The organism is Bacillus sp. DX3.1 (assembly GCF_030292155.1).
Lineage (GTDB): Bacteria > Bacillota > Bacilli > Bacillales > Bacillaceae_G > Bacillus_A.
In genome coordinates this window covers 3191907-3217109 of the sequence record NZ_CP128153.1, presented here as the reverse complement: position 1 = coordinate 3217109, position 25203 = coordinate 3191907, and the positions used below count along the sequence as shown (strand labels likewise).

The window sequence follows — 25203 nt, the reverse complement described above, 5'->3', positions numbered from 1 at the left end:
GACTCTCCGCTAATGACAGTTTCTTTTTACAGCATAAATCATAAATTAAGTAGTACAAGGAGTGATAATAATAATGAGAGAGTGTGTTTTAGTCATTGGTGCTCACCCTGACGATGAGTTATTAGGATCTGGCGGGACTTTAAAAAGACTAGTAGAAGATGGCTATCAGGTAATTTCAATCATTACTGCTTTAGGAAGAAAAGAGGAAGCTCATCATATGCAGCAGCTAAGCCAGCGTGCAAATAAGGTACTTGGTATTGAAGAAGTGATATTCCTCAAGCATGCTAATTTAGAGTTAGAATTAATTCCGCTGTATCAGTTAACGAAAGAAATAGAACAATTAATACAGACCTATAAACCGAGTAAAATCTTCACCCACCATTATGGAGATGTCAATATTGATCATTTAATTACTTTTCAGGCGGTTTTGACCGCGACTCGACCTCTGCCGAATCAAAAACCGATAGAATTAATTACATTTGAAACGGTTTCCTCTAGTGAGTGGAACATCCACACGAATGATAAAGCTTTCAAACCTAATTATTTTGTCGACATTACAGATCAAATGGATTCAAAGATTGCGGCGCTCAAACATTATGACGTAGAAATGAGAGATTTCCCTCATCCTCGTTCATATGAAGGAGTTCAGTATTTAGGAAGAGTTAGGGGAATGACAATTGGCGTACAATATGCTGAAGCGTTCGAAGTGGTAAGGAGGATCTGGCGATGAAAAAGAAGCTTATGTTTCCATATCCCTATGTAATTAAAGAAATGGATAAATATTTTGGAATTCATTCGTCCTCATTTCAAAAAAAGAAGAATGAAATGCACGAACGTTATACAAATACAGGGCCAAAGACGGCCCGAAAGAAAAGCCTTTCTATATTAATTGCTACGTTTTGGGATTATCCTCATACTGGAGGTTTATCTAATTATATTACAGCACTTAGTGAAGGGTTAAGACAACAAGGACATCAAGTCGACATTATCTCCCCTAATCAATTTCCTCAGAGTAAAGTAGAGATCATGCGTGAAACAGTTGTTCCCAAATTAAAAGATTTCTTTCATACACGTTATGGAAGTTATAACAGCATGATTGTGAAAAATCACAGACATATGTATATCTATGAAATGATGCTGCTTCACAATATCGACTTAAAAAAATATGATATCTTCCATGCGCAAGATTTGTTTACAGCGAATATATTAGGAAGAATCAATGTATATTACGGAAAACCTTTGTTATTTACACCCCATGGGATGTTTACTTTTAATCGGCTGAAATTTGGCATATTTAAAAAAGGTTCGCTGGAAGAAGTCTATTATAAAACATTAGAAAGAAAAGTCATTGAATTTGCCAATCACGTTATCATTCTCAGTGATTCATTTCGTTATCCATTAATGCAGCTAGGAGCCAAACAAGAGAACATGACAACTGTACTTACGGGCATTGATTATCCTGAGAAGTATCGCACAAAAAATACATCAGCACACAAGAAGGTCGTTATTACATGTGTGGCGAGATTAGGTCCAAGAAAAGGCCATAATGTATTATTTGACGCACTTTCAAAGATGGAAAGAAAATATACTGACAACATTAAAGTACTCATTGTCGGAGATGGTGAGATGAGAGACACGTTAGAAAAGCAAGTCGATTCTTTAGATCTTTCCATGGTGGAGTTTTTAGGGGAAAGAGATGATGTGCCAAACATTTTAAGCAAAACCGATGTTTTTGTACTTCCAACCCTAAACGACAGCCTGCCTGTTTCTATCATTGAGGCCATGCATAGTGGAGCTTGTGTCATTTCGACAACATCGGGAGGTATACCTGAACTGGTGAATCACTCCAAGACAGGCATTCTAGTCGCTCCAGGAGATACAACTAAACTGGCACGTGCATTAAAGTTCGTCATTGCAAATCAGCAAGATCGGGTGCAGTTGGGTGAAAATGCAAGAAACTTCGCTAAAAAGCATTTAACTAGAGAGACAATGACAGCTCATATCGAAAAAATATACAAAAAGTATTTGAGTGAGGAAGAATTCTATGTATCATGAACACGCAGCAGTTGTACTGGACTTAAGTGCCAATGGAATCGGAATCATCAGAAGCTTAGCGAGAAAAGGGATCGACGTTTATGCGTTCGATATAGAGAAACCTTATAAGATAGGAAAATCACGCCTTGCTTCATGCGGAGTATGCCCAAGTCCTTTATCGGAAGAAAAGGAATTACTAACTTTTTTAATCAATTTGGCTAAAGAGTTTAAACTGAAACCAGTTTTGTATACAGGTGCGGATGATTATGTGGTGTTCATTTCAAAATATCGAATGGAGCTGGCTAACTACTATTTATTTTTATTTCCTGAACATTCGTTAATTGAAGAAATATTGGATAAACATAAAATGTATGAATTAGCAGTGAAGCATAATATTCCATGTCCTAAAACGTATGTGGTCGAACATAAAGAACAACTGGAAGAAGCGATATTGGCCCTCGATTTCCCATGTATATTAAAGCCAACTTTGGGTCATGAGTTTCGAAAAAAAATAAATAAAAAGGCCATATTCATAAAAGATCCAGATCAACTAAGAAATGAGTATGAATTGTACCGACAGCATGGAAAACTCATCCTTCAGGAAATCATTCCTGGCGACAATCAGCATTTTTATAAAGTGGCCACTTTTTATGACGACAATATGGAGCTACTAGCGTTATTTTCTTTGCAAAAGAACCATCAATTCCCAGCTGAATTTGGAACGGGAGCTCATATTGTTAGTAAACAAGTTCCAGAATTGGTGGATATATGTTTACCCTTTTTTAAAAAAATGAACCTTAAAGGTATTGGCATGGCAGAGTTTAAAAAGGACCCCCGAGATGGGGTTTATAAGTTTATTGAAATAAACCCTCGTTTTTGGTTAACGCATAGCCTGACAGAACCTGCAGGCCTCGATTTTGTTTACATGTACTATTTATATTTAACCAAGCAAAACCCCGTGCCGAGACTCAAACAAATAGACGGTGTCAAATGGATTTATCTTGTGCGGTATTATTTAACGTTCCGCCATAAGAAAAAAAGAGCCGAAATGACGTGGAAAGATTTTTATGAAGGCTTGCGAGGCAAAAAAGAGTTTGCTTTGTTTGCATGGGATGATCCAATGCCATTCATTAGAAGCACGTGGTCTCATTTGAAGAACGCCTGGAAACGAAAACGAAAGGAATGAAAGCGTTGTACGAGGCAAAAGTATTATCCCATCATTTTGAGAAGTTAAAGATTTCAGAAAAGCTTTCTTATTCAATGGCTGAGAGGGTTGTAATAGACCCTGCTAAAATCGAGTGTCTAAAATCAACAACAAGAATGAATATCTACAAATTATCTCTTCGAAAAAAAACGAATCACTATCCTATTATTTTAAAAATATATCATTCAACAAATTACAAAAATGAAGTAGAGATTAATGTATATCAGAGAGCTTATTCTATATTGAAAGAGTTTCTTCCTCAAATATACCATGTTGAAAAAAATGGAAATAACACCTGGATATTCATGGAATTTGTTCAGCAAGTACGTGGCCAGATCACTTTCTCACCGAAACATTTTGACTACATTATCCCCACCGTTGCCAAACTGCACGCACACACATTTGAAGACAATTTTAAAAAGCATAAAGATGTTTGGAAATCTTGGCTTCCTATTTATGAATCAAGCCACATGAGAAGTAATCGAGCCAAATATATTGGAAAGACGATTGCTTTTCTCGATGACGCAGCGAAAGACGACCGGTTAAGGGAGATTATTAAACCCTATCATAAACCGCTAATAAAACTATGTCATAAGGGACCGGATTTTTTCCCAGAACTATTTGAAAATGGTTCATCTATCACGCATGGTGATCTTCATATGCAAAACATATGCAGTAACAATGTGACACCGGGTGCACCATGGAACATCCAGTTTATCGATTGGGAGTCTATCAAATATGCACCCGTCTGGTTTGATATGGTTGTTTTAGTCGAAATATTATTAGGTTTTAGAAAAGATTGGCAGAGCCATGCAGAAGAAATTCGCACACATTGTGTGAAATTATATACAAAACAAATGCAGAAGAATGGCATTCAATTTAAGACAGCTCCAATTGACCTTTATAAAATGGCGTATTTGCAGAGAACATTAGAAAAGGGGTTGCATACCCAGTTACGAAGAATATTCGATAACCGCGGCGGTGAGTTATTAACGTACCACCTTGAAAAAATTTCAATCTGGGGAAGAGAATTAGGTTTATAAGATAAATAAAATTTTCATCATCAGCGGAGTTAGGAGGAGATGCTTCTGGATGCAATAAAGGAAGAGCGAAATGAATACATCTGTCCTTTCCATGCGAGCCTGCTAAAAGTCATGGATGAATACTATAAAATAGATAGTAAAACGAATCACTTAATTGAACCATTTCAGACGTTTGGAATCAAAAAGAATCGCATACCAAGTAAAACAAATAAACTAAAGATCCTCTACGTAACGTTTTTGCGATATCCAAATACTGGAGGGTTATCAAATTATATTACGTCCGTAAAAACAGGTTTTGAAAAGTATGGTCATGACGTAGATGTCATCTCACCTACTCAAATGACAGCAGTTCACCTAGAGCAAGATATCCCGCAGGTTGCTGAACATGCAAGGGACTTTATGCTACAACGGTATGGTACAGCCAATGAAAAAATTATAAAAAACACCAGTTTCTTGAACGTGTTTAAGTCTTTTTTAAGAGGAAGAAGCCTAGAACAATATGATGTGTTTCATGCACAAGATTTATTTTCTGTCTTTTTATTAGGACAACTAAATCTAGAATATAAGAAACCTCTTTTTTTCACACCACATGGACATTTTACAAAAAGCCGATTAAAGTTCGATAAAATAAAAAAAGGATCAATTGAAGAAGCTTATTTTAGTGAAATTGAAAAACAGGGAATAAGAGCATCCGATCAAATTATAACGATCAGTAATTCCTTTCATTCCCCTTTAAAAGAGTATGGTGCAAAGATAGAACAACTGGTTACTGTTCATACAGGCATACATTTTCATCAAGCTTCTATATCTAAACAAGAGTGTAATGATAATCTTGTAATTTCCTGTGTTTCCCGCCTTTCTCCCAGAAAGGGTCATGACATTTTTCTAAAAGCGCTCTCACAAATTCAACAAGATTTATCTAATGTAGAAATATGGATTGTTGGTGATGGTGTCATGAGAGAAAGACTAGAAAACCAAGTACTACAGCTTAGTCTTGACAATATTAAGTTCTTTGGCAGAAGAACAGATATACCAGAAATCCTTTCCTCTTCTGCTATCTATGTCTTACCTACCATTAACGATAATTTTCCGATTTCAATTATTGAAGCTATGTTTTCTCGTCAAGCTATAATTACAACAAATTGCGGTGGTATACCAGAAATGATTCAAAACGGAAAAACAGGGATCATTTGTGAACCGGGAAATGTACAACAACTTTCCGATGCTCTTAAATTGCTTTTAACAAACAAGAGTCTTCGTGAACGTTTAGGAAGAAATGCTCAGGAATATTCACGACAACATCTAACTCAAGATGTGATGATTTCAAAGATAGAAAGAATCTATTCCTCGTTTATAAACAATAGGTAGACCACGTATTGAATGTCATAATAAAAGGAATGATGACTCAATCTATAAAGGAGAATTATTATGAATAAGAAATGTGAAAGAAAATGAAAATACTAGTTACCGGTGGAGCGGGTTTTATCGGATCACATATTGTAGAGTTATTACTAAACGAAGGCTATACTCCAATTGTACTTGACGATTTATCCAATGGCGATATTAGTAATGTTCCATACGGAGTGCAGTTTTATGAGTTGGATTTACTTTCAAAGGATGTAGAAATCATGTTTGCAAAAGAAAAACCAGACATGGTTATACATCTGGCAGCGCAAGCCAATGTGGGGAAATCAATAGAAAAACCACTGGTAGATGCAACAACCAATATTCTAGGGACCATTCATTTATTGAAATGCTGTGAAGTATTTAAAGTGAAAAAATTCATATTTTCATCCACCAGTGCCGTTTATGGTGAATCGAATCGTTCTATCGATGAAGAAACTCCAACTGCCCCACTTTCTTTCTACGGCAACTCAAAGTTAATTGCAGAAAGCTATATTAAGCTCTTCAACCAGTTATATGGGATTCCTTTTACAATTTTTCGTTATGCGAATGTATTTGGCCCAAGACAAAAAGCAAATGGAGAAGGGGGAGTAATTAGTATTTTTATAAATCAATTAACGAATGCACAAGTCCCATTTATCAATGGAGACGGGCGGCAGACACGTGATTTCGTTTATGTAGAAGATGTGGCTCATGCAAACGTACTAGCCATTACTAATGGTGCAAACGAAATATTTAATATAGGATATAATAAACGAACAAGTATTAATGAACTTTACAAAATGATATCAGAAAAACTGGGTTCATCTGTCTCTCCTATATACAAACCCTCATTAAAAGGAGAAATTCTTCATAGCCAGTTAGATAATAGTAAAGCGATTGAAATATTAAAATGGAAGCCTGCTTCAGACGTCTCATTTGGTTTAGACCAAACGATTTCTTACTTTAAGAAAGCAAATCAAAGTAAAGGCTGACTCAAATAAATTTTTATGTATGAAGAGTGAATAGATAACTCATATGTGAGGGGCTAGTGTATTTGTCAATTGTAAATCCAGCCATTTTGTCATTAAAAACCCAGCCAATTCTTCGAAGTAATTGAAGAAGAACGGCTGGGTTTTTAACGATTGTACTGGCTTACCTTTAGATTACTAAATACAAAAATCGCTTTAGTGACACTAAAATGTCTTTTATTTCACGTCTTGCTTGCAATCCGCTCTATCACTTTCTCTAACTCATCCGGTTTCAAAAACTCAATCGGAGAAAATCCTTTTTCAAACGTAATCGTATCCGCCTCAATCATAAACACATAGCGGTCGTTTACTTTTGCGATATGTATCGAATCTCCGAAATCAGAAAGTAAGCTCTTCACAGAAATATGGTCCAGTTTCACTTTTAATTCAACCTCTGGCGCATGCTCCACAAGTTGTGCAGTAGCTTCCATTACTTCTTCTGTTGTGAAATGTTCCTGTAGTTCACGTTTCGGACTCGCAGCCCATACTTCCATCGCTTGGTCAAATTGCTCCCGTTCTTCTGTACCTTCTTCAAACACATCTTCAATTTGGTCGTAAACCATATCCATAACTTGTGTTTTCATAATTTCAGGCATGGAACGCTCGTATTCTACGAATTTTAAGAAGTCCTCGAAGTAGCGAGCGTGCGATGCTTGGTGAATTTTTAGCTCGCCCACTTCGACAATTCCGTCCTCTGGCATGTATGGATATTGGATAGATTTCATATTTTTTGTCGTAATGGCCATTTCGACGTTACGAATGAGTGTTGCTTCGTCAGAGATGGAAGCAACTTTCGGTTCAAAGTCACACTTCATAACGAATACAAATGGATCGTCGAAGTATTTACGAAGTTTTGCTTGAGCCACTAAAAATACGCCTCCACGTACTGCACTCGTATCGATGTATGTATAAACGAGAGGTTCGTTTGTATCTTTAAAGTTTTCTTTTGTTTCCGCAAAGCGAATACGATTAAATAAATTATAGTGTGGGTTTGAATCTAATTCATGCCCAGTTTCTACGATAAAACGGCCGATTTTTGTTGGAGCTTGTTCTGTTTTTGCATGGCGCTCTACTTTTCGTTTGGAGATTTTTAATAATTCTCCGTCTAGGAAGTCTTTTAAAGGACTGTCCTCATACTCTTCAGCATCTAACGTTTGAAAATGTTTGTAGCGTTTATCTGCTTGCTCTCCTTTTCCTTCTACTTGTACAACATAGAAGGAGAGAAAATTTATTTCAAAATCCATATTTATCACCTTGTTTCATTTCATTGACTCTTACCAGTATAGTGATGGAGAAAACTTTCGTCAATTTAATAAAGGAAGGGGGAATCCCTTCCTTATATAATTTTTCATTTTACTAATTAAAATCCATCTTCAAGCGGTGTAAATGAAATGTTTAGTCTATTTTCTACAGCACGTAAGCGTTGATTTAAGCGATTCAATCTACGTGTATGACGTTCTGTGAGCTGTTGAAGCTGATTTACTTGCCGATTTAATTGGTTTACTCGTTGCTCTAGTTCATTTACGCGTCTTTCTAGTTGACGCCCACCTGGAAATGAGATAGGCATTTGAAATTGACGATTTGGATCGTATGGATCAATCTGACTTGCCTGTTCTACATATTGTTGGTATTGAGGTTGTGCATCGTATTGCTGTTGGTATATATAAGGATTGTAAGGGTCATATGAATTGTAGGGATACATAAACATCCTCCGTTCTAAAGATTGGTTGAATTCATCATAATGTATGTGCAGGAGCGGATGGATGACACGGCGAACACCTATATGCTATACAATAAATTCTTGTATATAAGAATAGAAGGAGGTATAATAAGAAGTTATTTCCATAATGTATCATTAACAATTACAAATAAAAGTATTGCCACTGTAGTGAAATGTTCAAATATAAAAATTGTCTTCAAAGTAATTTTTGGTATATACTGGATATATAAGGGATTACTTAAATTTTTAACAAAGTTAAAAATTTTTAAGGGGATATGTGTAGACATTTAGGAAAGAAAAGAGTAATTTTAATATAAAGGAAATATATTTGTAATACATATGAGTGATATTGTAAAGTAATGTAATAATACATACATAAAATGGGTAAACATAAGAAAAAGATTATGGGGAAAAGGAGAGAGTATATTGTCACGTAAGGTACAAAGTTTAGTAATAGGGGCGTTATGTGTAGGTGTAGTAAGTGGTTGTGGTGCAAAAGCTAGTGATATTGCATTAGTGAGTGGTATGGGTGAGCATGTTGTAGAAGCAAAGACGGGTGTAAATGAAAGTGTAAGTTTAGTTGATACAAGAAGTGGTAAAGAAGTGAAAAATATAAATTTATCAAGCTTAGGTTATTTTGAAGATGAAAATAAGTTTAAAAAAGAAGTAACGAAGGTTGCTAGTGAGGTTGGAAAGAGCGTAGATAAGAAGATGGTTCCTTCTCGAATGGCAAGTGATGGAACTTGGCAGGAAGGAAAGCCTTCTTATGAGTTAATGGAGAAAGAGCTAGTAGATAAATTGATGAACGTAGGAATGTGGGATTCTTCTTACCAATTACCAATTGTTGAGAAAAAACCTGTAGCGAAGCCGGAAGATGCTAGTGCAAACGGAGCAGTGCTAGGTAGATATGAAACGAATTTAGGTGGCTCTACTGGTGGCAGAATAGAAAATATTCGTTTATCTGCAAATAGTATCAGTGGAGTTGTGTTAGGTAAAGGAGATAAATTCTCTTTTAACGCATTAATAGGGGATACAACACCAGATAAAGGCTATCAGTTAGGGAAAGAGATTGTAGATGGTAAATTAGTAGATGGATACGGTGGAGGCGTATGTCAAACGTCTTCTACATTATATAATGCTGCAGATCATGCGGGATTAAAAATGGTAGAGAGAACGACTCACTCAAAAGTAGTAGGCTATGTACCGAAAGGAAGAGATGCTACGATTGCGTATCCATATTTAGATTTAGTGTTTGAAAATACAAACGACATACCTGTTAAGCTCATTATGTATGTAGATGGCGGCAAATTAGTTGCTGAGGTACGTGCTGCGAGATAAGTGTTATTTTAGCTATTTATTAGCCAATCTTTCTAGCAAACTTCTAGAAAGATTGGCTTTTTGTATATATATAAATACAAATTAAAAAACCGACATAAAACCCTTCTTTTTAGGTGGGAGAGAGCATCAGGCCATGCATAGAAGCGGTTAGATCCTTTTCCTACCCCATGCCAAGTGCAAACAAAGAGAGAAAACGAGTGCAGGTCACTTTTTGTTATCCATAGCCGCGGCTTATATGTCGAAAAATCAAAATGGATTTATATATTTATTAGCCAACCTTTCTAGCAAACTTCTAGAAAGGTTGGCTTTTTGTATATAAAAACAATTATTACTGTTATGAGAGAATACTTTTGTTGCAATGGAAGTAAAAGGAAGTGATTAGTTGTTTGAGAGTTTTAACATATTTGGGATCATTTCGTCGTTGCTTTTCACAGGGCTTATTGTAGTATTTTTTATTTCTTTTGTTTCGTTCCTGCAAACACTCCTCAAAAATAACTCTTATAAAACGTCTGCACTGCGGAATATTGAAAAACTTCAACAAGAGCAAAATGAGCTTTTAAGAGAACTCTTACACGTCATAAAAGAAGATAGAAAGGAATAAAGGTAGCTGAAATCATAACTATTGAAACATTTTGAGAGAGGAGGGACAAATATGGAATATTTTCTTGGAATGGTTGCGATTGCGGGGATACTATTTATTATCTTAATCTTGGCGTATAGTCAAACGCTAAAAGATATGAATCGAAAAAAGAGGGATAAAAAAGATGAGTGACTAGGAATGTATAGTCATAAAAAATTATGTATACAAAAAGGTGCTTTCAAATAGGAAGCACCTTTTTGTATGAAGTATGGATTAAGCTTTTGTATAGTTTAGATCCCAAATTACTCCGAAGCTATCTTGCACTTTCGCGAATTTTGCTCCCCAGAACGTATCTTGTAATTCCATAAATACAGTTCCTTTTTCGCTTAGTACATCATAAATTTTTTGAATTTCCTCTTCGCTGTCCAATTCAAGAGCAAGCGAAATATGATTTCCAACTTCAATAGATTGACCTAAAAATGCATCTGATACCATAAAGAATAAACCATCTTTTTTGAAACGTGCGTGCATGATTCTATCGTCAATTTCTGGTGGTGTCGGATAATCAGCCTCACCAAAAGTTTGGATCCCTTCAATTTCGCCTTCAAAAACTTCTTTATAGTATTCCAATGCTTCTTTAGCATTGCCGTTGAATGTAAGGTATGGAGTTGCTTGTTGTTTCATTTGTAACGCTCCTTTAATGTTTTATTTATCCCGCATTAACGGGCAGTAAAACCCCCACCTCAAAGTTCGGCAGGAAGCAAAGAAGTTAGGTGGGGGATAAACTGCCCGTAAAAGCCCGATTGGTTCAACTAATGATCAGTAGGGGATGAAGAAAACCCCCACTGATCAAAGTTTCACTTTATTATTTTACCCAAATTTTCGTTTACTTGTTGTATTCAGACTCAGCAATTTTTTTAAAACGATTAACAAAGTCTACAGCAATTTGATTTGTTGCTGATTTCATAAAGAACTCAGCTTGCTCAGTTAACGCTTTATTTGTAGCTGTATATTTAAATAACGTTTGATTTTCATTTGTTTGTTTTAATTCGTATGTAGCAGTGACATCAAACATATTAGCAAGAACAAAACCAATTTTTAATGTTTTATGTGTAGGTGTATTCACGTATTCAAGTGTCTCTACATCATATTCTTGAATTTCTTCACCTTCTTTGTATTTCTGGCGATACACATTTCCAACAACAGCCTCAGTTTCTTTAATCGGTGTATTCTCTATCACATGAGGCATCAGCTTTTGCATTTGTTCTAATGAACCATCTAAAAACGAAAATAAATGTTCGATAGGCGTGTCAATTTGAATTTCTTCAGTCCAAATTTTCATATCATTCCTCCTTTATATACTTCGTCATTATACAAACAAACGTTCGCATCGGTCAAGGTATAAATATTCTTTTGTTTTTAAATCTTGCCAACTCTAGTTTGAAAGTTTTTTAAAAATAGGGAGTACGTTTTATAGACTACTTACTCAATGATTTATGGCTGTATAACTGGATCATGATTCGTTATTACTTTTTCTAACTCGTTCACAATGTTTTCATTTCTTGATTTATAGAGATCGAAATGTATCCCGTATTAACGTGTAGTAATACCCTCACTGATTAAAGTTTCACTTTATGGGATGAATTATCCAAATTGTTTTTGATGTATGAAAGGGGGGAGTCTATAATAACGATTCTAGCGGTTTTTACAAATACCTCTTTTTGCTAGGTGAAAAAGCGGTGTGTTATTTTAATAATCTGCAAATATTTGTTTCAGATGATGGTCCATATGGTCAATATAATCGGTAACGAGCCATTCGAATGTTACTATGTTTTGCTCTTCTGTTTTACATGGAAGCTGCCATTGTGCGTCTTTTACATTAGTTAGGAGTTTTATAATTTGCTTGTTTATAGATTGCCATAACTGTAGTATTTCATCGGATGAAAAAGAACGCTGATAATTATGTGCCTGCACCCATAACTCTTGATTATAACCAGTTATTGTTATTGATTCTTTTGACGTAAGAATATTAACAAAGCGTTTATGATTTACTGTTCCAGAGTCACAAAGATGGCCCAATATCTCTTTTTTAGACCACTTAGATGGCTGCGGTCTTGTATCTATGTCTGAAAGAAGTTTAATCCTTTTAGAGGCAGTATCAATCGTGCTTTCCAATTGGAGTACTAATGTAGACAAGTAATCCTCTCCTTTTTCACGAGTCATATTCTATAGGTTAATCCAATACCTTCTCACAATATTCCCATCTTCTTCAATAAAATCATTATCACGAAGACCTCCATTATGTAAAATTGTTTTCTCAGAACCGATATTACTTTCATCACAAACAATAAGCGCTTTTGTTACGCCCAGTTCTTTCGTTTTTTTCAATGATAAAGCTAATAGTTTTGTAGCATATCCTTTTCGTCTTGCAGAGGGGCGAATACCATAACCGATATGGCCACCAGCGTTGAATAAGTGCTCTGTTAAACTATGGCGAATATTTACAGCACCAACGATTTTCTTATCATTTGTCACAAGCCAGTAGGTAGAATCCGGAACCCAGCCTTCAGGAAGGTTTTTACCTTGCTCTGCATCAAGTAGTTCTTGAACCATTGTATGGAAATTAGAAGGATCTTTTTCGATTACCCAAGGGATCATCGTTTCACCACTCTCTTTCCATTCTTGATAGAATTCTAAGTATTCATCTTTTAAGTCAATTGTAGGCTTTGCTAAACAGACAGTCATATTAATAGGCTCCTTTGAGATGGAATATTTATAATTTTAGCATAATTAGGAGAGGATAAAAGGGATTTCTGCAATTATATAATTTGAATTTAAGTTTGAACCACGTTGGAGAAGAAAAAAGAGCACAGAGGAGGATGTAATGAGAATTGCTGAATCTATGTAATGATAAAAATGTTGATGACGATTTAGAATGTGAATACAAAGAGGCTAGGCGGAGCAGATTGTTCATGTTTCGCCTAGCTTTTTTTACGCTATGTATTAATTTAAAAAATGAAGCAGATGCTTATTGACTTTACTTGCAGACATAAGTAGTATTTAATCATACTTCTAATTAGGAGTGTGGTTAAATACTACTTATAATCTATATATTAAATATACGCATTAGGAGGGTGTTCAATGATTGATTTACTTAAAAAGATAGGATTGTCTGATCTTGAGGCGCGGTGCTACATTACGCTACATGAAGAGTCTGATTTATCGGGTTATGAGGTTGCAAAACGAGTATCTGTCTCTCGAACGAATGTTTACTCTGCTCTGCGATCACTCACAGAAAAAGGAGCTTGTCGTAGTATTGAAGGAGAAACAGTTCTCTATAATGCTGTTCCAATTGAACAATTAATACGTCTGTTTCAAACTGAATTTGAACAAACTTCAAAAGCTCTTATCAATCAATTAAAGTCACCACCTAAACCTGCACCGGCCTTTTACAACTGGCAAGGGAGTAATACGTTAGATATAGCTGTACGCCGGGTCATTGCAAATGCTGAAACATCGATTATTGTTGATATATGGTCAGAAGACTTGCATTATGTGGAGGAAGCGCTACTTGTAGCGGAATGCAAGGGGATTAGTGTCATCCTAATTACAATTGGAACATGTAAAACGCCTCTTAAACATGTATTTCAACATTATAGAGATGAAGATTGGCCTACTGATGAAAGGAAATTTTCGATTCTCTGTGATTCTAGTTCAGCCTTAATTGGTAGTTTCGGAGGCGAGATTAAGCCATCTGCATTAGAGACAGATCATCCAGCAGTAATTGAAGTAATTAAAAATGCTTTTTACCATGATATGATGATGCAACATATCGAAGAGGATTTTGGAAAAGAATTTCAAGAAAAGTACGGAGAAAATTATCGTAAAATGTTAAGCTATTTCAAAGAGAAAGGTTGGCATATATAATGACTGCGATGGATCTTCATTTTTGTAGTGAAGTGATACGGAATGCAGGAGCAAACTTATTTGAAATTGCAAAAGGAGAAGATCGACCTTCGTCTGTTAATGATTTATTCGACTATTTTTAAGAAATAAACGAAGAAGCCAAATTCCTAATCGTAGGGAATTTGGCTTTTTGCTATTTTTTATACGGGATTTTGACTTTTTCAATATTATCTACTGGGATTCCTGCCTGAATGTAAGGTTAAAGGTCTACTTTAGAGTATAATTTTAAATACGGAATATATAGCTTCTCAATGGGCAGGTACAACTAGCGACCGATTCTATCAGATGTTTAATGGAGCAAAGCCACAAATAGCAGAATCGGGTACGATTGTTAAAAGTAGAAATAAGCCACCATTTGAACATTTAGAAAAAATACCGCCAACTAAAGTGAAAATAATACGAAAAGAAGAATAAGGAGGGTACTGCATGGCATTACATGATACAGATAAAGTAGATTTGGTTTTAGTAGATAATGAAAACAAAAACAATGTATACTTAACTATATTTGACGCTTTGGATTGGGAAGGCGAAGAAACGGAAAATGAACACATTTTACTTTTACAGGACAAAATTAATACAGTATAAAGAATTTTATATGTGGAGAGATATGCTTTTAAAAATTGAAAAAATAGAGAAAAAGTATAACAGTAAACTCAATACACCAGCAACGAATGCCGAAGTTCAGAAATTAAGAGAACGTGTTAAAGAAAGTTTTAATGTTGACTTACTGAGTGAATATGAAGAGTTTCTTAAAACTGTAAATGGCTTAGAATTTAACGGTCTGGTGATTTATGGAGTTGATTCTTCTTTACTAGATGCAGAAAGGAACGAAACCGTTTATGGATTTTTAGAAACGAATGAGATTTGGTATGAGAATGGGTTTCAAAAAGTATACCTTTTCCTAGGAGATTCAGATGTTGCGTGGTATTGTAAGAAATTATCTGATGGAACTTACTTAGAACTAGATAAACCATCTGGTACATTGATGGAAACATATAGTGATTTTAATACGATGCTTGAGGAAGCATTAAAAACAAGTCTTAGTTGAGAGTAAATTAAAATCAGAGCGTAATTTAATTACAAAGATAAATCCCAAGCATTCTCTTTGATACTGGAGGTATTAAAACTATAAATGTAGAATTGGAAACAACAATTAATTAGTGTATCCAACATAAAAAAGTCATACAAATTAGTATGACTTTTCTTTTTAACTAAAATATTACGCTTGTGGTGCAGGTGTATCGCCTTTATTGTAAGCAGATGAACCAGTGTCACCATCAGCAGACCAGGTGTCACCACGGTTTTCAGCAGGTGCAGGTGTATCACCTATATTGTACGTTAAGTCAGGTCTTTGTGGTGCAGGCGGTCTACCATGGTCAGCCTGTGGCGAATATGAAGCTGTAAAACTGCCTATAGTTAATACAGCCGCAAAACTAACAAAACCAGCTAATAATTTTTTCATTTTAATGCACTCCTTTTTATAAGTGTTTGTTTTGCTTCATATGCAATATTAAAATATTTACTAGCCTTTTCGGAATTACCTTCATCGTAGAAGTGTTTTGCAAGATATCCTGCGTATTCTTCAATAAAGCCATACAGTTGTTGTGTTTCAAAGTAATTAATACCTGCACTAATAACAGCTTCTAAATTCTGTTTATATTCTACGTCATATAACGCCTGTATTATGCGGAAATGGTGTGTATATTCCGTGTCAGCTATCTTAATACCTTCTTCTAAAAAGGCTTTAGCTTTCTCGATTTGATTTATCTTGTAGTGTTCCTGTGCTAACAAGAATAATGTCTTATGGTATGGTTTCTCATTGTTATAAACATCTGTTAAGTAACGTATAGCGATTTCTGATAAATTTTGTTTTGCATAGAGAAAACCTAGATTGTATCGAATCAACATAATTAAATTTTCATGATTCTGCTTCTTAGCCGATTCTAAACTTTTTACAAAATACTCTTCAGCTTGTTCAAACTGATTTAATGTAATACTTGCTAGTCCTAAAGTGACGTCACATTCTAACTGATTAAGTTTATAACTTGACGGCTTCTCATATAATTCTTTTGCCTTAAGTACATGCTTAATTGTTAATAGAGGCTGGTGAATGTGGTAGTATAGTACCCCTAGTTTGTAATTAAATTCTGCTTTTTCAATCTCATCAGGAACGTACATTAAAAGTTTTTCTGCTTTTTCAAAATGTTCGCTAGCTTCCATATAGTTAGCTAACATAGTATTATGGATTGCTTTGTAAAAATGGTAGTAATACGATAAGTAGTTATCAACTGATTTTTTATTGAGTTTTTCAATTACTTCAAGTTCGTCAAGAGAAATACATGTACTATTTGTTAGCATCTTATAACGGAAATCTAGTAAAGAGTAATACAATAGTAAATTTTGGTCTTGTAGTTCTGTGTTTTCTGCAGCTTTTAAAATGCTGATATGTTCGTCAATTTCCTGTTTTAAATTTGTTGCTTTTAACACTTGTTTGTGTATCATTACTTGATACCAGTCATTTAGTAATTTTGAAATTTGTTCATTCCCTTTTATTTGAACGTTCATGAAATCCCCTCGCTTTTTGAATATTCTTATAAATAATAATAGCAAGAATAAGATTTAATAGAAATGAATTTTTTATATTTCTCAACATTTGTTTAACAATTTTATTTTAAAATTCGAAAGAAAACTTCATTAATTATTTGTATTTAGTAAACTCAAATAATTGGTACAGTGAAATAATTCCACATGGTGTAATTTTCTTGTGAAATCAAGGGTATATGTGCGTTTTCAACAATAATCCAGTTATTTTTTTCTTTATGGAATAAGGGAGAGGTGTTTTTGTTTTTATGACCTGAACCTTTTGTTTTACCATAAATTATTTTACCCAAATAAGTTTCGTTTGTGAGCAAACGTTGAATAGAAATTTCAGACCAAAATGCGTTTTTATTCGTGAGGATTTTTTCGCGATTTAAAGAAAAAGCTATTTCCATCATAGATTTGTCATTCAGATATTCATGAACGATGCGCTGATATATTTGAGATTTTTGAGGGGGTGGTTGTAGTTTCTTAGAGATAGGATGGTATTCATAACCAAATGTCCCTGTTTCGCCCCTTGTATTTTTCCTGTAAGAAGACGTTCTCGGGTTCGTTGCAATTCGTAATGAGAAAATACTGCTTGACTATCGGTATTAATACTATTTTCATGAAAGTTAATTATTTCACCATATGGAGTTAAAAATAATATGTTAGATTGTTTGAATATGCTTTTTATAAATTCGTATTCGTTGGTACTACCACGTGAAATTCGATCATAATGAAGTACAACCACTGCATCAAAGATACCGAGTGAAATATCTGTAAGCATTCGTTTAAATTCAGGACGAAACTCAACAGTGTAAGAAGTACCTATTTCTTCAAATAAACAATATTCCCAACCATACTTCATAACAAAATCAATTAAGATTGCACGATGTTTTTCTAAAACATCGAATTCTGTTCCCGTGTCATTTCGAGATTTACGAGAATAAATGGCAACTTTTCGTATTTTAGAATATATCTCCAAAGGGTATACCGCCTTTTTATTGTACGTTAATCGTTCAATAACGAATATATCAGCTATATAAAAACACACAACTAGTTTTACATTGTAAATTAAAAGAAATAATGAAAGCACAAAAGATCTCTGCAAATCAATTGGCAATTACAATAGAGGAAAGACGACCAACCATAAATAATTTAATTAATAATAAAGAAATGGATAAACGTCAAATTCCAGCACGATTAATTGCAAAGCTATGTATACACTTGAATGTAACTCCAAATGATCTTTTTGAGGTGGAAATGAATATCAAAGGAATTAATTAACTATTTGATGTAAAGGGAAATATAGGAGTTGTTAATACTTTAGGTAAGGTTGTAAAACGAAGAGGAGAGTGGCTGCACCTTCTATTCTTTGTCTCAAAGAATAAATATACCGTATACTAAAATCATCATATTAAAAAAGGAGGTGGTGCTCATGAACAAAAGTAAACAAATACCTAATAGATTAATCGCTGAGAAATCTCCGTATTTACTTCAACATGCTTACAATCCTGTTAAATGGTACTCTTGGGGAGAAGAAGCATTTGAAGCGGCGAAACGAGAGAATAAACCTATTTTCTTATCTATTGGGTATAGTTAACTTCCGTTCTTTTGAGTACTTGCCATTGGTGCCACGTGATGGAAGGGGAATCCTTCGAAGACGAAGAAGTTGCATCACTCTTAAACCTATATTTTATCCCAATTAAAGTAGATCGCGAAGAACGTCCAGACATCGACTCCATTTATATGAGTGTGTGTCAAATGATGACAGGGCAGGGTGGTTGGCCACTAAATATGTTTTTAACACCGGATCAAAAGCCGTTTTATGCGGGGACTTATTTTCCGAAACATAGCCATTATAACCGTCCTGGTATGATGGACATCTTGCCGCAGCTTGCTCATATTTATGAAAGTGATCAAGAACGTATCACTACTGTAACGGAGCAGCTTATGGGAGGGCTACAGAATAAAGTAAAAGCAAGTAAGGAAACAGTATTACATAATGAAATAATACATAGCACGTTCCAGCAACTCGCAAGTAATTTTGATACGATTTACGGTGGGTTTGGCGGGGCACCTAAGTTTCCATCGCCCCATATGTTGATGTATTTGCTTCGTTATCATTTGTTAACGGGAAATGAACAGGCGCTATATTTTGTGAAGAGAACGCTCGATGGCATGGTAAACGGCGGGATTTATGATCATGTTGGGTTCGGGTTTGCACGTTATGCCACAGATGAAACATGGCTTGTACCGCATTTTGAAAAGATGCTTTATGATAACGCATTGCTTCTTCATGCTTATACAGAAGGGTATCAAGTTTTTCATGATGATCGGTATAAACAGGTTGCAGCGGAAATCGTAACGTTTATTAAACGTGAAATGATCGATAAAAATGGTAGTTTTTATTCTGCACTTGATGCAGATAGTGAAGGGGTAGAAGGAAAGTACTACGTCTGGTCAAAAGATGAAATAATAGAGGCACTTGGCGATGAGTTAGGAGCATTATATTGTAAAGTGTATGATGTAACAGAAGAAGGCAATTTTGAAAGTGCCAATATTCCAAACTTAATTCATACAGATTGGCAGAAAATTGCCGAGCAGTTCGAGCTGTCTATTGCGGAGATCAAAGAAAAGCTTGAGATAGCTCGTGAGGTATTGTTAGCTAAGCGTTCGCTTCGTATTTATCCGCATTTAGATGATAAAGTGTTAACTTCATGGAATGCATTGATGATTAGTGCGTTAGCGAAAGCAAGTCGTGTGTTTGGGAACGAAGAATACGTACAACTTGCGAAATGTGCTCTTGCATTTATTGAAGAACAGTTAATAGTAGAAGAGCGTGTCATGGCTCGCTATCGTGACGGAGAAGTGAAATATAAAGGCTACATTGATGATTATGCGTATTTACTCTGGGCATATATGGAGATGTATGAAACAACATTTGATCTAGAATATGTGAAGAAGGCACAAGAGATTGTTTCACAAATGAATACATTATTTTGGGACCAAGAAAACGGTGGCTTTTTCTTTACAGGAAACGATGCGGAAGAACTGCTTATTCGTGATAAAGAAGTGTATGATGGGGCAATGCCATCTGGAAATAGCGTGGCGGCGGTCGAACTTCTTCGTTTAGCTTCATTAGTAGGGGATGAAGCCCTTCGTCAGCAAGTAGAAGAAATGTTTACAACGTTCTCAAAAGCATTATCTTCCTATGGCAGTGGACATGCGCAATTTTTACAAAGCTTGTTGTTAATGGAATCTCCTAAAAAAGAAATCGTAATTGTTGGAGAAGACAGTGATGAAAGACGAATGATTGTGAAAAAACTGCAGGGGGAATTTGCACCGAATTATTCAGTGTTAGTCGCTGCATCACCAGATGAATTTGCAGGAATCGCAGATTTTGCAGTAAATCATAAGAAGATTGGAAACGAACTAACCGTTTATATTTGTCAAAACTATGCATGTGAGCGGCCGCTGACAGACATAGCTGACATATTAAAGAAAATATGAAAATTAAGGTATACCTGAAATAAAGGGTATACCTTTTTAATGAAAATAAAAATCATTGCTATTGTCATTCAATCAAAGGAAATTAAAAATTACATTTTCTTAGAATCCGCACTTCGTTCATTGCCTCTTTTGAAGTTCCCTGTTACTTTAGCCATTATAAGCTGTATCTCTTTCTCACTGTTAGCTTGATTGATTTTTACTAAAAATTTCTCAGCTTCTTTTCCTTTTAGAGTGGTCACTTGTTTCCCGCAATAATCAATAAAAACGGTATTGTTTTTCGTTATGCGGTAGCTGAAAATCTCTTCATCTAATCGATTGCGTTTATCGATGTTTCTCAATTGGTTCAACTCCTCTTGTAAGAATCCTTTATAACAAGTAACACTAATTTTACTACAAAAGCCAAGTTAATTATTAGAAAAATTAGATTTTAAAAATTGCTAAATCGCTTACTAAGCGGGCGCTCTCCCTACTAGAGATTATGCATGACAGGTGAAAGAAAACTTTATATACTAATAATGATTCAATTATCGTTCTAATTGAAAATTGGCTAGAAATAAGGGGATAAGTATGGAGAAAAGTATTATATTTTTTGACATTGATGGAACATTGTTAGATCACGATAAAAAGATTCCTACTTCTACTAAAGAAGCGATTCGCTTATTAAAGCAAGACGGGCATAAGGTTGCGATTGCCACTGGACGGGCTCCTTTTGCATTCAAAGAGATATGTGAGGAATTAGATATTAACTCCTATATAAGTTTAAATGGGCAATATGTTGTGTTAGACGGTGAAGTCATTTATAAGAATCCTCTTTCTATCGAGGAACTTCAGACACTGACAGATTTTTCAGCTTCCAATCATCATCCAATTGTATATATGGGTCATAAAGATATAAAATCCAGTGTTGCGTATCACGCTCATATTGAGCAGAGCATCGCTCCACTGAAGTTAGGGTTCTCGCATCCTAGCTATGATCCAGAGTACTTTAAGAACAGTGAGATTTATCAGTCATTGTTATTCTGCAGGAGTGAAGAAGAGTCCACTTATATAAATCAGTTTCAGAATCTTAACTTTGTTCGCTGGCATGAATTTTCAATGGATGTCATGCCAAAAGGTGGTTCAAAAGCTATCGGTATTGAAAAAGTAATTGAAAAGCTTGGTTTGACGAAAGAGAACGTGTACGCGTTTGGTGACGGGCTAAATGACCTAGAAATGCTTCAATACGTAGGATATGGGGTAGCGATGGGAAATGCGCACGATGAAGTAAAGAAAATTGCAAAGCATGTAACAAAAGATGTAGGTGAAAATGGGATTGCATACGGCTTAGAACTTGTGGGCTTGTTAAAATAAAGAATGATTGAAAAGCCTTTTGGAGAAAGAGAATTATTTCAAACCGGAAATCTCCAAAGCTAGAGTGGAAAAAGTGTTTTTATATACGAAAAGCCTCTAGAATCTAGAGGCTTTTGCTACAGGTAAACCTTATTCAAAAGAAGTGAATTCGTCGACTAGTTTTCTGAAACTGGCTATTGCGTTTTCAATCGGTTCAGGGGTAGTTAAATCTACACCTGCTTTTTGTAAAAGATTTAGTGGATAATCAGAACTTCCACCCTTCAAGAATTCTATATAATTTTTTTGACAGATACGATCTCCGCTCAAAAGCTTATCTGCAATTTGAATTGCAGAAGCAAAACCAGTAGCGTATTTATAGACATAAAATGGTCGATAAAAGTGAGGGATTCTCGACCATCCATATTTCACTTCTTCATCAAATAATAATGTATCCCCATTGTATTCTCTAAACAGCTTTTCGTAGACATCATTGAATGCTTGAACAGTTAATGGAATACCTTGTTCTGCCATTTCATGTGTAATCTTTTCAAACTCTGCAAACATGACTTGCGTAAAAAAGGTACCTTTGAAATTCTCAATAAAGTAATTGATTAAATGGTTACGAACTTCCTTGTCTTTTGCTTCTTTTAATAAGTGATGAATTAATAGTACTTCATTAACCGTTGAAGCTACTTCAGCTACAAAAATGGAATAATGAGCAGAAATTCTAGGTTGGTATTTATGTGAATAGTACGTGTGCATACCATGCCCACATTCGTGTGTAAGTGTAAACAGGCTACTCAAATCATCATTATGATTTAGAAGGATGAAGGGATGAATTCCATATACACCAAAATTATAGGCACCTGAGCGTTTACCCGGTACTTCTCGCACATCTATATATCGTTTCCCTTTGAACGATTGAAGCGTCTGAATGTAATCTTCTCCCAATGGAGATAAAGCCTGTAACATCATGTCAAATGCTTGATCATACGAAATATCCTGTTTTACACCCTTTACTAAATCAACATTCAAGTCATACTGTCTTAATTCGTCTAAATTCAGTTTTTCTTTTCGAATATCATTATATGTATGTAGTGTATGAATATTTTTCTTAGTTGTATCAATAAGATTTTCGTACACTTCTTTAGGTACCATATCTCCAAATAGAGATTTCTCTAAAGCAGATGGGTAATTTCTTAATTTTGAAACTGTTATATTGTTTTTTATAGCTGCTGATAAAGTAGAAGCAATAGAATTTTTCAATTGAAGATAGGGCTGATAGTAGGCTTTATATGCTTCTTTTCTCTTTTCTCTATTCTCATGTTTTATTAATTTCGAGAACATACCTCGAGTTAGTTCCACTTTCTCTCCATTATCTGCTGTGACTTCTCCGAATTTAATATCTGCGTTATTTAGCATTCCGTAAGTATTTTGAGGAGCGGACAAAGCTTCCCCCATTTGCGATAGGATTTCTTCTTTATCCTTATTTAGAACATGTTTCTTAAATCGATAGAATTCAAATAAATCTTTTTCAAAGTATTTTAATCCTTCGTTTTTTTCAATATAGGAACGTAGTACTTCTTCTTTTATACTTAGTAAAAATGGTGAGAAGAAAGAACGTGCAGCATTTATTTTAACGTGTAGTTGCGATGCTCTGTCCACAAGAGATTGTGCTTCAGTTTCACGTGTATCTAGATCTAATTGAAGCCTAGCATACGCATATACCAGATTGAACAAACTAGATATCTCTTCACTGACAGTAAGATATGCAAGTAGGCTAGTACCGTCAGTAATATTACCATCGTATGTTACTAAATCATTCGTTAAGGATTCGATCTTTTGATAGTCTTGTTCCCAGTGTTCAATCGTCTCATAAATATCTGTTAAATCCCATTTTTCTTCTTCTTGAACATCTAATCTACTTTTATAAGTTGTCATAATCAGTTCCTTTCTAATAGTAGGTGTTCAAAAAGGAGGATAAAGAGAGCCAAGTAGTTCGAGGCGCGGAAGCCAGGAGGACACGGAATGTAGAGTGAACTACATGAGTACCGGACTGGCGACGTAACGAAGAAATAGGGCAGCTATCTTTACTGGACTTTTTGAACATCCTCTAATATGGATTTCATATTGTATGAGTGTAACATGTCTTCATGTGATATAGGTCACGATTCGATCGATAATATGTCAAATAATGATATACAACAAATAATAAAAAATTCCTTCTAAAAAATAAAAGGTTTTGTCGAAAATGACAAGACTAGAAGATACTTCAAATTATATAAATTCATTTTGATTTTTTGACATATAGCCGCGGCTATGGATAACAAAAGGTGACCTGCACTCGTTTTCTCTCTTTGTTTTCACTATGTCTGGGAAGGAAAAGGATCTGATCGCTTCTATGCATGGCCGGATGCTCTCTCCCACCTAAAAAGAAGGATTTTATGTCGGTTTTTTAATTTGTATTTATATAGATTCATGTTAAAGCTTAATGCCGAACACTGTATGTAGTAATTCTGTGTACTGCTGTTCAGTGATCAATTCCTTACTTTTTTCACCATTTTTAGTTCTTGTAAAGCTGTCTTTTGTTAAAGAAACATGCCCATCGTCAGTGAGCTTTACAACGATAGGAACTTTGTTGAAGGGAGATCTTTCGTGTTCTACAATTATTTTTTGAGCTTGATTTAATTTTTGCTCATCGATTTTTTCTATGTCAAATGCATAACCTAATTTCCATTCTTCGGATGATGCTACATCTAAAAAATCATTGTTCTTTCTCATTTCTAAAATGTAAGTACCTTTTTCAGTCGTTTCTTTTCGTATGCGATAGTCTCCTGTAACAGAATGAACAACTTCGCCAGTGAATGGAACCGGGATAAGGGGAAGGAATGAACCGAATCCAACTTCAATTAAATATAGTTCGTTATTATGTATTAAAACAGTTGCTACATGCCCTTCATCAACAGCCCAAGTTTCTGATGCTGAATCATAAACAGTTCCTGAGACTAAATGAACATCGAAGCAACAATCTTTCAGGAAATAATACATAATCGGATTTAGTTCATAACAAAGGCCACCACGCTGGTTGATTAAAATTTTTTCTTGAAGATTTTCTTTAGAAATTGCTTTTACGTTTCCTTTAACAATATCTAAATTCTCAAACGGAACTGCTTGCGCCATTGAAATAAGAAGTTCACTTAAATCTTCAAATGCGATAGATTCTTTTTCTTTTAGATTCAATCTTGCAAAGAAGTACTTTTGTAATTCTGTCATTGGAATCTCTCCTTGTACGCTTTACTGTGTAACAAGACAATTTGTACATATATATTGTATATAAATATGGATAAGAAAACATCCGTAATACGTTTAGTCATACATAAGTAAATATACTTACGACTAAAGTAGTGTAGAAGTGAAACAATGGTAACGAACTAAATGAGCGTACAGAAGTACCTTTACTTATTTCAAAGCATATAGTATGA

General features: G+C 35.0%; 26 protein-coding genes and 3 pseudogenes. 16 read left to right on the top strand and 13 right to left on the bottom strand.

Annotated elements, in window-relative coordinates:
- The first annotated feature begins 73 nt into the window (after positions 1–73).
- The 6 genes from QRE67_RS15955 to QRE67_RS15930 all read left to right on the top strand — a co-directional run bounded on the left by QRE67_RS15955 (position 74) and on the right by QRE67_RS15930 (position 6659).
- Positions 74–730: a PIG-L deacetylase family protein gene (locus QRE67_RS15955; RefSeq protein ID WP_286121150.1), complete on the top strand. Its 657-nt coding sequence runs from the start codon at positions 74–76 to the stop codon at positions 728–730.
- A complete protein-coding gene (locus QRE67_RS15950) occupies positions 727–2055 on the top strand; it encodes a glycosyltransferase family 4 protein (protein WP_286121148.1) in 1329 nt (442 codons plus the stop codon). Before QRE67_RS15955 ends, QRE67_RS15950 begins: the two co-directional genes overlap by 4 nt.
- Positions 2045–3220, top strand: a complete 1176-nt coding sequence (locus QRE67_RS15945) for a carboxylate--amine ligase (protein ID WP_286121147.1) — start codon at positions 2045–2047, stop codon at positions 3218–3220. Before QRE67_RS15950 ends, QRE67_RS15945 begins: the two co-directional genes overlap by 11 nt.
- 5 nt (positions 3221–3225) lie before the next feature.
- Positions 3226–4281, top strand: coding sequence for a phosphotransferase (locus QRE67_RS15940; RefSeq protein WP_286121146.1), 1056 nt, complete (start codon positions 3226–3228; stop codon positions 4279–4281).
- A 39-nt stretch (positions 4282–4320) separates the two neighbouring features.
- On the top strand, positions 4321–5649 hold the full coding sequence (locus tag QRE67_RS15935; protein ID WP_286121145.1) for a glycosyltransferase family 4 protein: 1329 nt from the start codon (positions 4321–4323) through the stop codon (positions 5647–5649).
- 83 nt (positions 5650–5732) lie between these two features.
- On the top strand, positions 5733–6659 hold the full coding sequence (locus tag QRE67_RS15930; RefSeq protein ID WP_286121143.1) for an NAD-dependent epimerase/dehydratase family protein: 927 nt from the start codon (positions 5733–5735) through the stop codon (positions 6657–6659).
- 218 nt (positions 6660–6877) lie between these two features.
- On the opposite strand, the gene QRE67_RS15925 is transcribed toward QRE67_RS15930, so the two are convergent.
- Both QRE67_RS15925 and QRE67_RS15920 read right to left on the bottom strand, forming a co-directional pair.
- Complete coding sequence (locus tag QRE67_RS15925) at positions 6878–7939, bottom strand: DUF3900 domain-containing protein (RefSeq protein ID WP_286121142.1); 1062 nt, start codon at positions 7937–7939, stop codon at positions 6878–6880.
- A gap of 116 nt (positions 7940–8055) precedes the next feature.
- A complete protein-coding gene (locus QRE67_RS15920; RefSeq protein ID WP_286121141.1) occupies positions 8056–8397 on the bottom strand; it encodes a hypothetical protein in 342 nt (113 codons plus the stop codon).
- Between the two features lie 444 nt (positions 8398–8841).
- Here QRE67_RS15920 and QRE67_RS15915 point away from each other — a divergent pair, with 444 nt between their 5' ends.
- Entirely contained in the window at positions 8842–9753 is a 912-nt protein-coding gene (locus QRE67_RS15915; protein ID WP_286121140.1) for a VanW family protein, read from the top strand.
- Between the two features lie 853 nt (positions 9754–10606).
- Here the strand turns inward: QRE67_RS15915 and QRE67_RS15910 are convergent.
- From QRE67_RS15910 to QRE67_RS15895, 4 genes are all read right to left on the bottom strand, one after another.
- On the bottom strand, positions 10607–11017 hold the full coding sequence (locus QRE67_RS15910; RefSeq protein WP_286121139.1) for a VOC family protein: 411 nt from the start codon (positions 11015–11017) through the stop codon (positions 10607–10609).
- Positions 11018–11219: 202 nt separating this feature from the next.
- Positions 11220–11675, bottom strand: a complete 456-nt coding sequence (locus QRE67_RS15905; protein ID WP_286121138.1) for an SRPBCC family protein — start codon at positions 11673–11675, stop codon at positions 11220–11222.
- 407 nt (positions 11676–12082) lie between these two features.
- Positions 12083–12529, bottom strand: coding sequence for a DinB family protein (locus QRE67_RS15900; protein ID WP_286121137.1), 447 nt, complete (start codon positions 12527–12529; stop codon positions 12083–12085).
- Positions 12530–12559: 30 nt separating this feature from the next.
- On the bottom strand, positions 12560–13078 hold the full coding sequence (locus QRE67_RS15895) for a GNAT family N-acetyltransferase (protein WP_286121136.1): 519 nt from the start codon (positions 13076–13078) through the stop codon (positions 12560–12562).
- A gap of 396 nt (positions 13079–13474) precedes the next feature.
- Between QRE67_RS15895 and QRE67_RS15890 the strand changes: the two genes are divergently transcribed.
- From QRE67_RS15890 to QRE67_RS15870, 5 genes and pseudogenes are all read left to right on the top strand, one after another.
- Complete coding sequence (locus QRE67_RS15890) at positions 13475–14260, top strand: TrmB family transcriptional regulator (protein WP_286121135.1); 786 nt, start codon at positions 13475–13477, stop codon at positions 14258–14260.
- Entirely contained in the window at positions 14260–14382 is a 123-nt protein-coding gene (locus QRE67_RS15885; RefSeq protein ID WP_286121134.1) for a hypothetical protein, read from the top strand. Before QRE67_RS15890 ends, QRE67_RS15885 begins: the two co-directional genes overlap by 1 nt.
- 148 nt (positions 14383–14530) lie before the next feature.
- A pseudogene (locus QRE67_RS15880) lies at positions 14531–14611 on the top strand (WXG100 family type VII secretion target); the annotation flags it as partial.
- A gap of 114 nt (positions 14612–14725) precedes the next feature.
- Positions 14726–14878: pseudogene (locus QRE67_RS15875) on the top strand (DUF6572 domain-containing protein); the annotation flags it as partial.
- Between the two features lie 16 nt (positions 14879–14894).
- Positions 14895–15347 carry a YrhA family protein gene (locus QRE67_RS15870; protein WP_286121133.1) on the top strand — a complete coding sequence of 151 codons (453 nt, stop codon included), beginning with the start codon at positions 14895–14897 and terminating at the stop codon, positions 15345–15347.
- Positions 15348–15518: 171 nt separating this feature from the next.
- Here the strand turns inward: QRE67_RS15870 and QRE67_RS15865 are convergent, their stop codons facing one another.
- From QRE67_RS15865 to QRE67_RS15850, 4 genes are all read right to left on the bottom strand, one after another.
- Complete coding sequence (locus QRE67_RS15865; protein ID WP_286121132.1) at positions 15519–15761, bottom strand: hypothetical protein; 243 nt, start codon at positions 15759–15761, stop codon at positions 15519–15521.
- Complete coding sequence (locus QRE67_RS15860) at positions 15758–16864, bottom strand: response regulator aspartate phosphatase (RefSeq protein WP_286121131.1); 1107 nt, start codon at positions 16862–16864, stop codon at positions 15758–15760. Before QRE67_RS15860 ends, QRE67_RS15865 begins: the two co-directional genes overlap by 4 nt.
- Before the next feature lie 152 nt (positions 16865–17016).
- Positions 17017–17295 (bottom strand): recombinase family protein, encoded by a 279-nt coding sequence (locus tag QRE67_RS15855; RefSeq protein WP_286121130.1) that lies wholly within the window; start codon positions 17293–17295, stop codon positions 17017–17019.
- A gap of 11 nt (positions 17296–17306) precedes the next feature.
- Positions 17307–17864, bottom strand: a complete 558-nt coding sequence (locus tag QRE67_RS15850; RefSeq protein ID WP_286121129.1) for a recombinase family protein — start codon at positions 17862–17864, stop codon at positions 17307–17309.
- 44 nt (positions 17865–17908) lie between these two features.
- Here QRE67_RS15850 and QRE67_RS15845 point away from each other — a divergent pair, with 44 nt between their 5' ends.
- The 3 genes and pseudogenes from QRE67_RS15845 (at position 17909) to QRE67_RS15835 (ending at position 20392) form a co-directional block, all read left to right on the top strand.
- Entirely contained in the window at positions 17909–18166 is a 258-nt protein-coding gene (locus QRE67_RS15845; protein WP_353507084.1) for a helix-turn-helix domain-containing protein, read from the top strand.
- A gap of 151 nt (positions 18167–18317) precedes the next feature.
- Positions 18318–18479: pseudogene (locus QRE67_RS15840) on the top strand (DUF255 domain-containing protein); the annotation flags it as partial.
- Positions 18480–18520: 41 nt separating this feature from the next.
- Positions 18521–20392 (top strand): thioredoxin domain-containing protein, encoded by a 1872-nt coding sequence (locus tag QRE67_RS15835; RefSeq protein WP_286121128.1) that lies wholly within the window; start codon positions 18521–18523, stop codon positions 20390–20392.
- Between the two features lie 89 nt (positions 20393–20481).
- Here QRE67_RS15835 and QRE67_RS15830 read toward each other — a convergent pair whose 3' ends face one another.
- Positions 20482–20730, bottom strand: coding sequence for a hypothetical protein (locus tag QRE67_RS15830; protein WP_286121127.1), 249 nt, complete (start codon positions 20728–20730; stop codon positions 20482–20484).
- A gap of 229 nt (positions 20731–20959) precedes the next feature.
- On the opposite strand from QRE67_RS15830, the gene QRE67_RS15825 reads away from it, so the two are divergent.
- Positions 20960–21742 carry a Cof-type HAD-IIB family hydrolase gene (locus tag QRE67_RS15825; protein ID WP_286121126.1) on the top strand — a complete coding sequence of 261 codons (783 nt, stop codon included), beginning with the start codon at positions 20960–20962 and terminating at the stop codon, positions 21740–21742.
- 129 nt (positions 21743–21871) lie between these two features.
- Here QRE67_RS15825 and pepF read toward each other — a convergent pair whose 3' ends face one another.
- Positions 21872–23662, bottom strand: a complete 1791-nt coding sequence (gene pepF / locus QRE67_RS15820) for an oligoendopeptidase F (RefSeq protein WP_286121125.1) — start codon at positions 23660–23662, stop codon at positions 21872–21874.
- Positions 23663–24202: 540 nt separating this feature from the next.
- A complete protein-coding gene (locus QRE67_RS15815; RefSeq protein WP_286121124.1) occupies positions 24203–24994 on the bottom strand; it encodes an arylamine N-acetyltransferase family protein in 792 nt (263 codons plus the stop codon).
- Positions 24995–25203: the final 209 nt, after the last annotated feature.

Excerpts from the sequence above, each read along its gene's own strand:
- QRE67_RS15955 (WP_286121150.1), top strand. The coding sequence starts at position 74 with ATGAGAGAGTGTGTTTTAGTCATTGGTGCTCACCCTGACGATGAGTTA.
- QRE67_RS15950 (WP_286121148.1), top strand. The coding sequence starts at position 727 with ATGAAAAAGAAGCTTATGTTTCCATATCCCTATGTAATTAAAGAAATG.
- QRE67_RS15945 (WP_286121147.1), top strand. The coding sequence starts at position 2,045 with ATGTATCATGAACACGCAGCAGTTGTACTGGACTTAAGTGCCAATGGA.
- QRE67_RS15935 (WP_286121145.1), top strand. The coding sequence starts at position 4,321 with ATGCTTCTGGATGCAATAAAGGAAGAGCGAAATGAATACATCTGTCCT.
- QRE67_RS15930 (WP_286121143.1), top strand. The coding sequence starts at position 5,733 with ATGAAAATACTAGTTACCGGTGGAGCGGGTTTTATCGGATCACATATT.
- QRE67_RS15925 (WP_286121142.1), bottom strand. The coding sequence starts at position 7,939 with ATGGATTTTGAAATAAATTTTCTCTCCTTCTATGTTGTACAAGTAGAA.
- QRE67_RS15920 (WP_286121141.1), bottom strand. The coding sequence starts at position 8,397 with ATGTATCCCTACAATTCATATGACCCTTACAATCCTTATATATACCAA.
- QRE67_RS15910 (WP_286121139.1), bottom strand. The coding sequence starts at position 11,017 with ATGAAACAACAAGCAACTCCATACCTTACATTCAACGGCAATGCTAAA.
- QRE67_RS15905 (WP_286121138.1), bottom strand. The coding sequence starts at position 11,675 with ATGAAAATTTGGACTGAAGAAATTCAAATTGACACGCCTATCGAACAT.
- QRE67_RS15895 (WP_286121136.1), bottom strand. The coding sequence starts at position 13,078 with ATGACTGTCTGTTTAGCAAAGCCTACAATTGACTTAAAAGATGAATAC.
- QRE67_RS15890 (WP_286121135.1), top strand. The coding sequence starts at position 13,475 with ATGATTGATTTACTTAAAAAGATAGGATTGTCTGATCTTGAGGCGCGG.
- QRE67_RS15885 (WP_286121134.1), top strand. The coding sequence starts at position 14,260 with ATGACTGCGATGGATCTTCATTTTTGTAGTGAAGTGATACGGAATGCA.
- QRE67_RS15870 (WP_286121133.1), top strand. The coding sequence starts at position 14,895 with ATGTGGAGAGATATGCTTTTAAAAATTGAAAAAATAGAGAAAAAGTAT.
- QRE67_RS15865 (WP_286121132.1), bottom strand. The coding sequence starts at position 15,761 with ATGAAAAAATTATTAGCTGGTTTTGTTAGTTTTGCGGCTGTATTAACT.
- QRE67_RS15860 (WP_286121131.1), bottom strand. The coding sequence starts at position 16,864 with ATGAACGTTCAAATAAAAGGGAATGAACAAATTTCAAAATTACTAAAT.
- QRE67_RS15855 (WP_286121130.1), bottom strand. The coding sequence starts at position 17,295 with ATGATGGAAATAGCTTTTTCTTTAAATCGCGAAAAAATCCTCACGAAT.
- QRE67_RS15835 (WP_286121128.1), top strand. The coding sequence starts at position 18,521 with ATGGAAGGGGAATCCTTCGAAGACGAAGAAGTTGCATCACTCTTAAAC.
- QRE67_RS15825 (WP_286121126.1), top strand. The coding sequence starts at position 20,960 with ATGGAGAAAAGTATTATATTTTTTGACATTGATGGAACATTGTTAGAT.
- pepF (WP_286121125.1), bottom strand. The coding sequence starts at position 23,662 with ATGACAACTTATAAAAGTAGATTAGATGTTCAAGAAGAAGAAAAATGG.
- QRE67_RS15815 (WP_286121124.1), bottom strand. The coding sequence starts at position 24,994 with ATGACAGAATTACAAAAGTACTTCTTTGCAAGATTGAATCTAAAAGAA.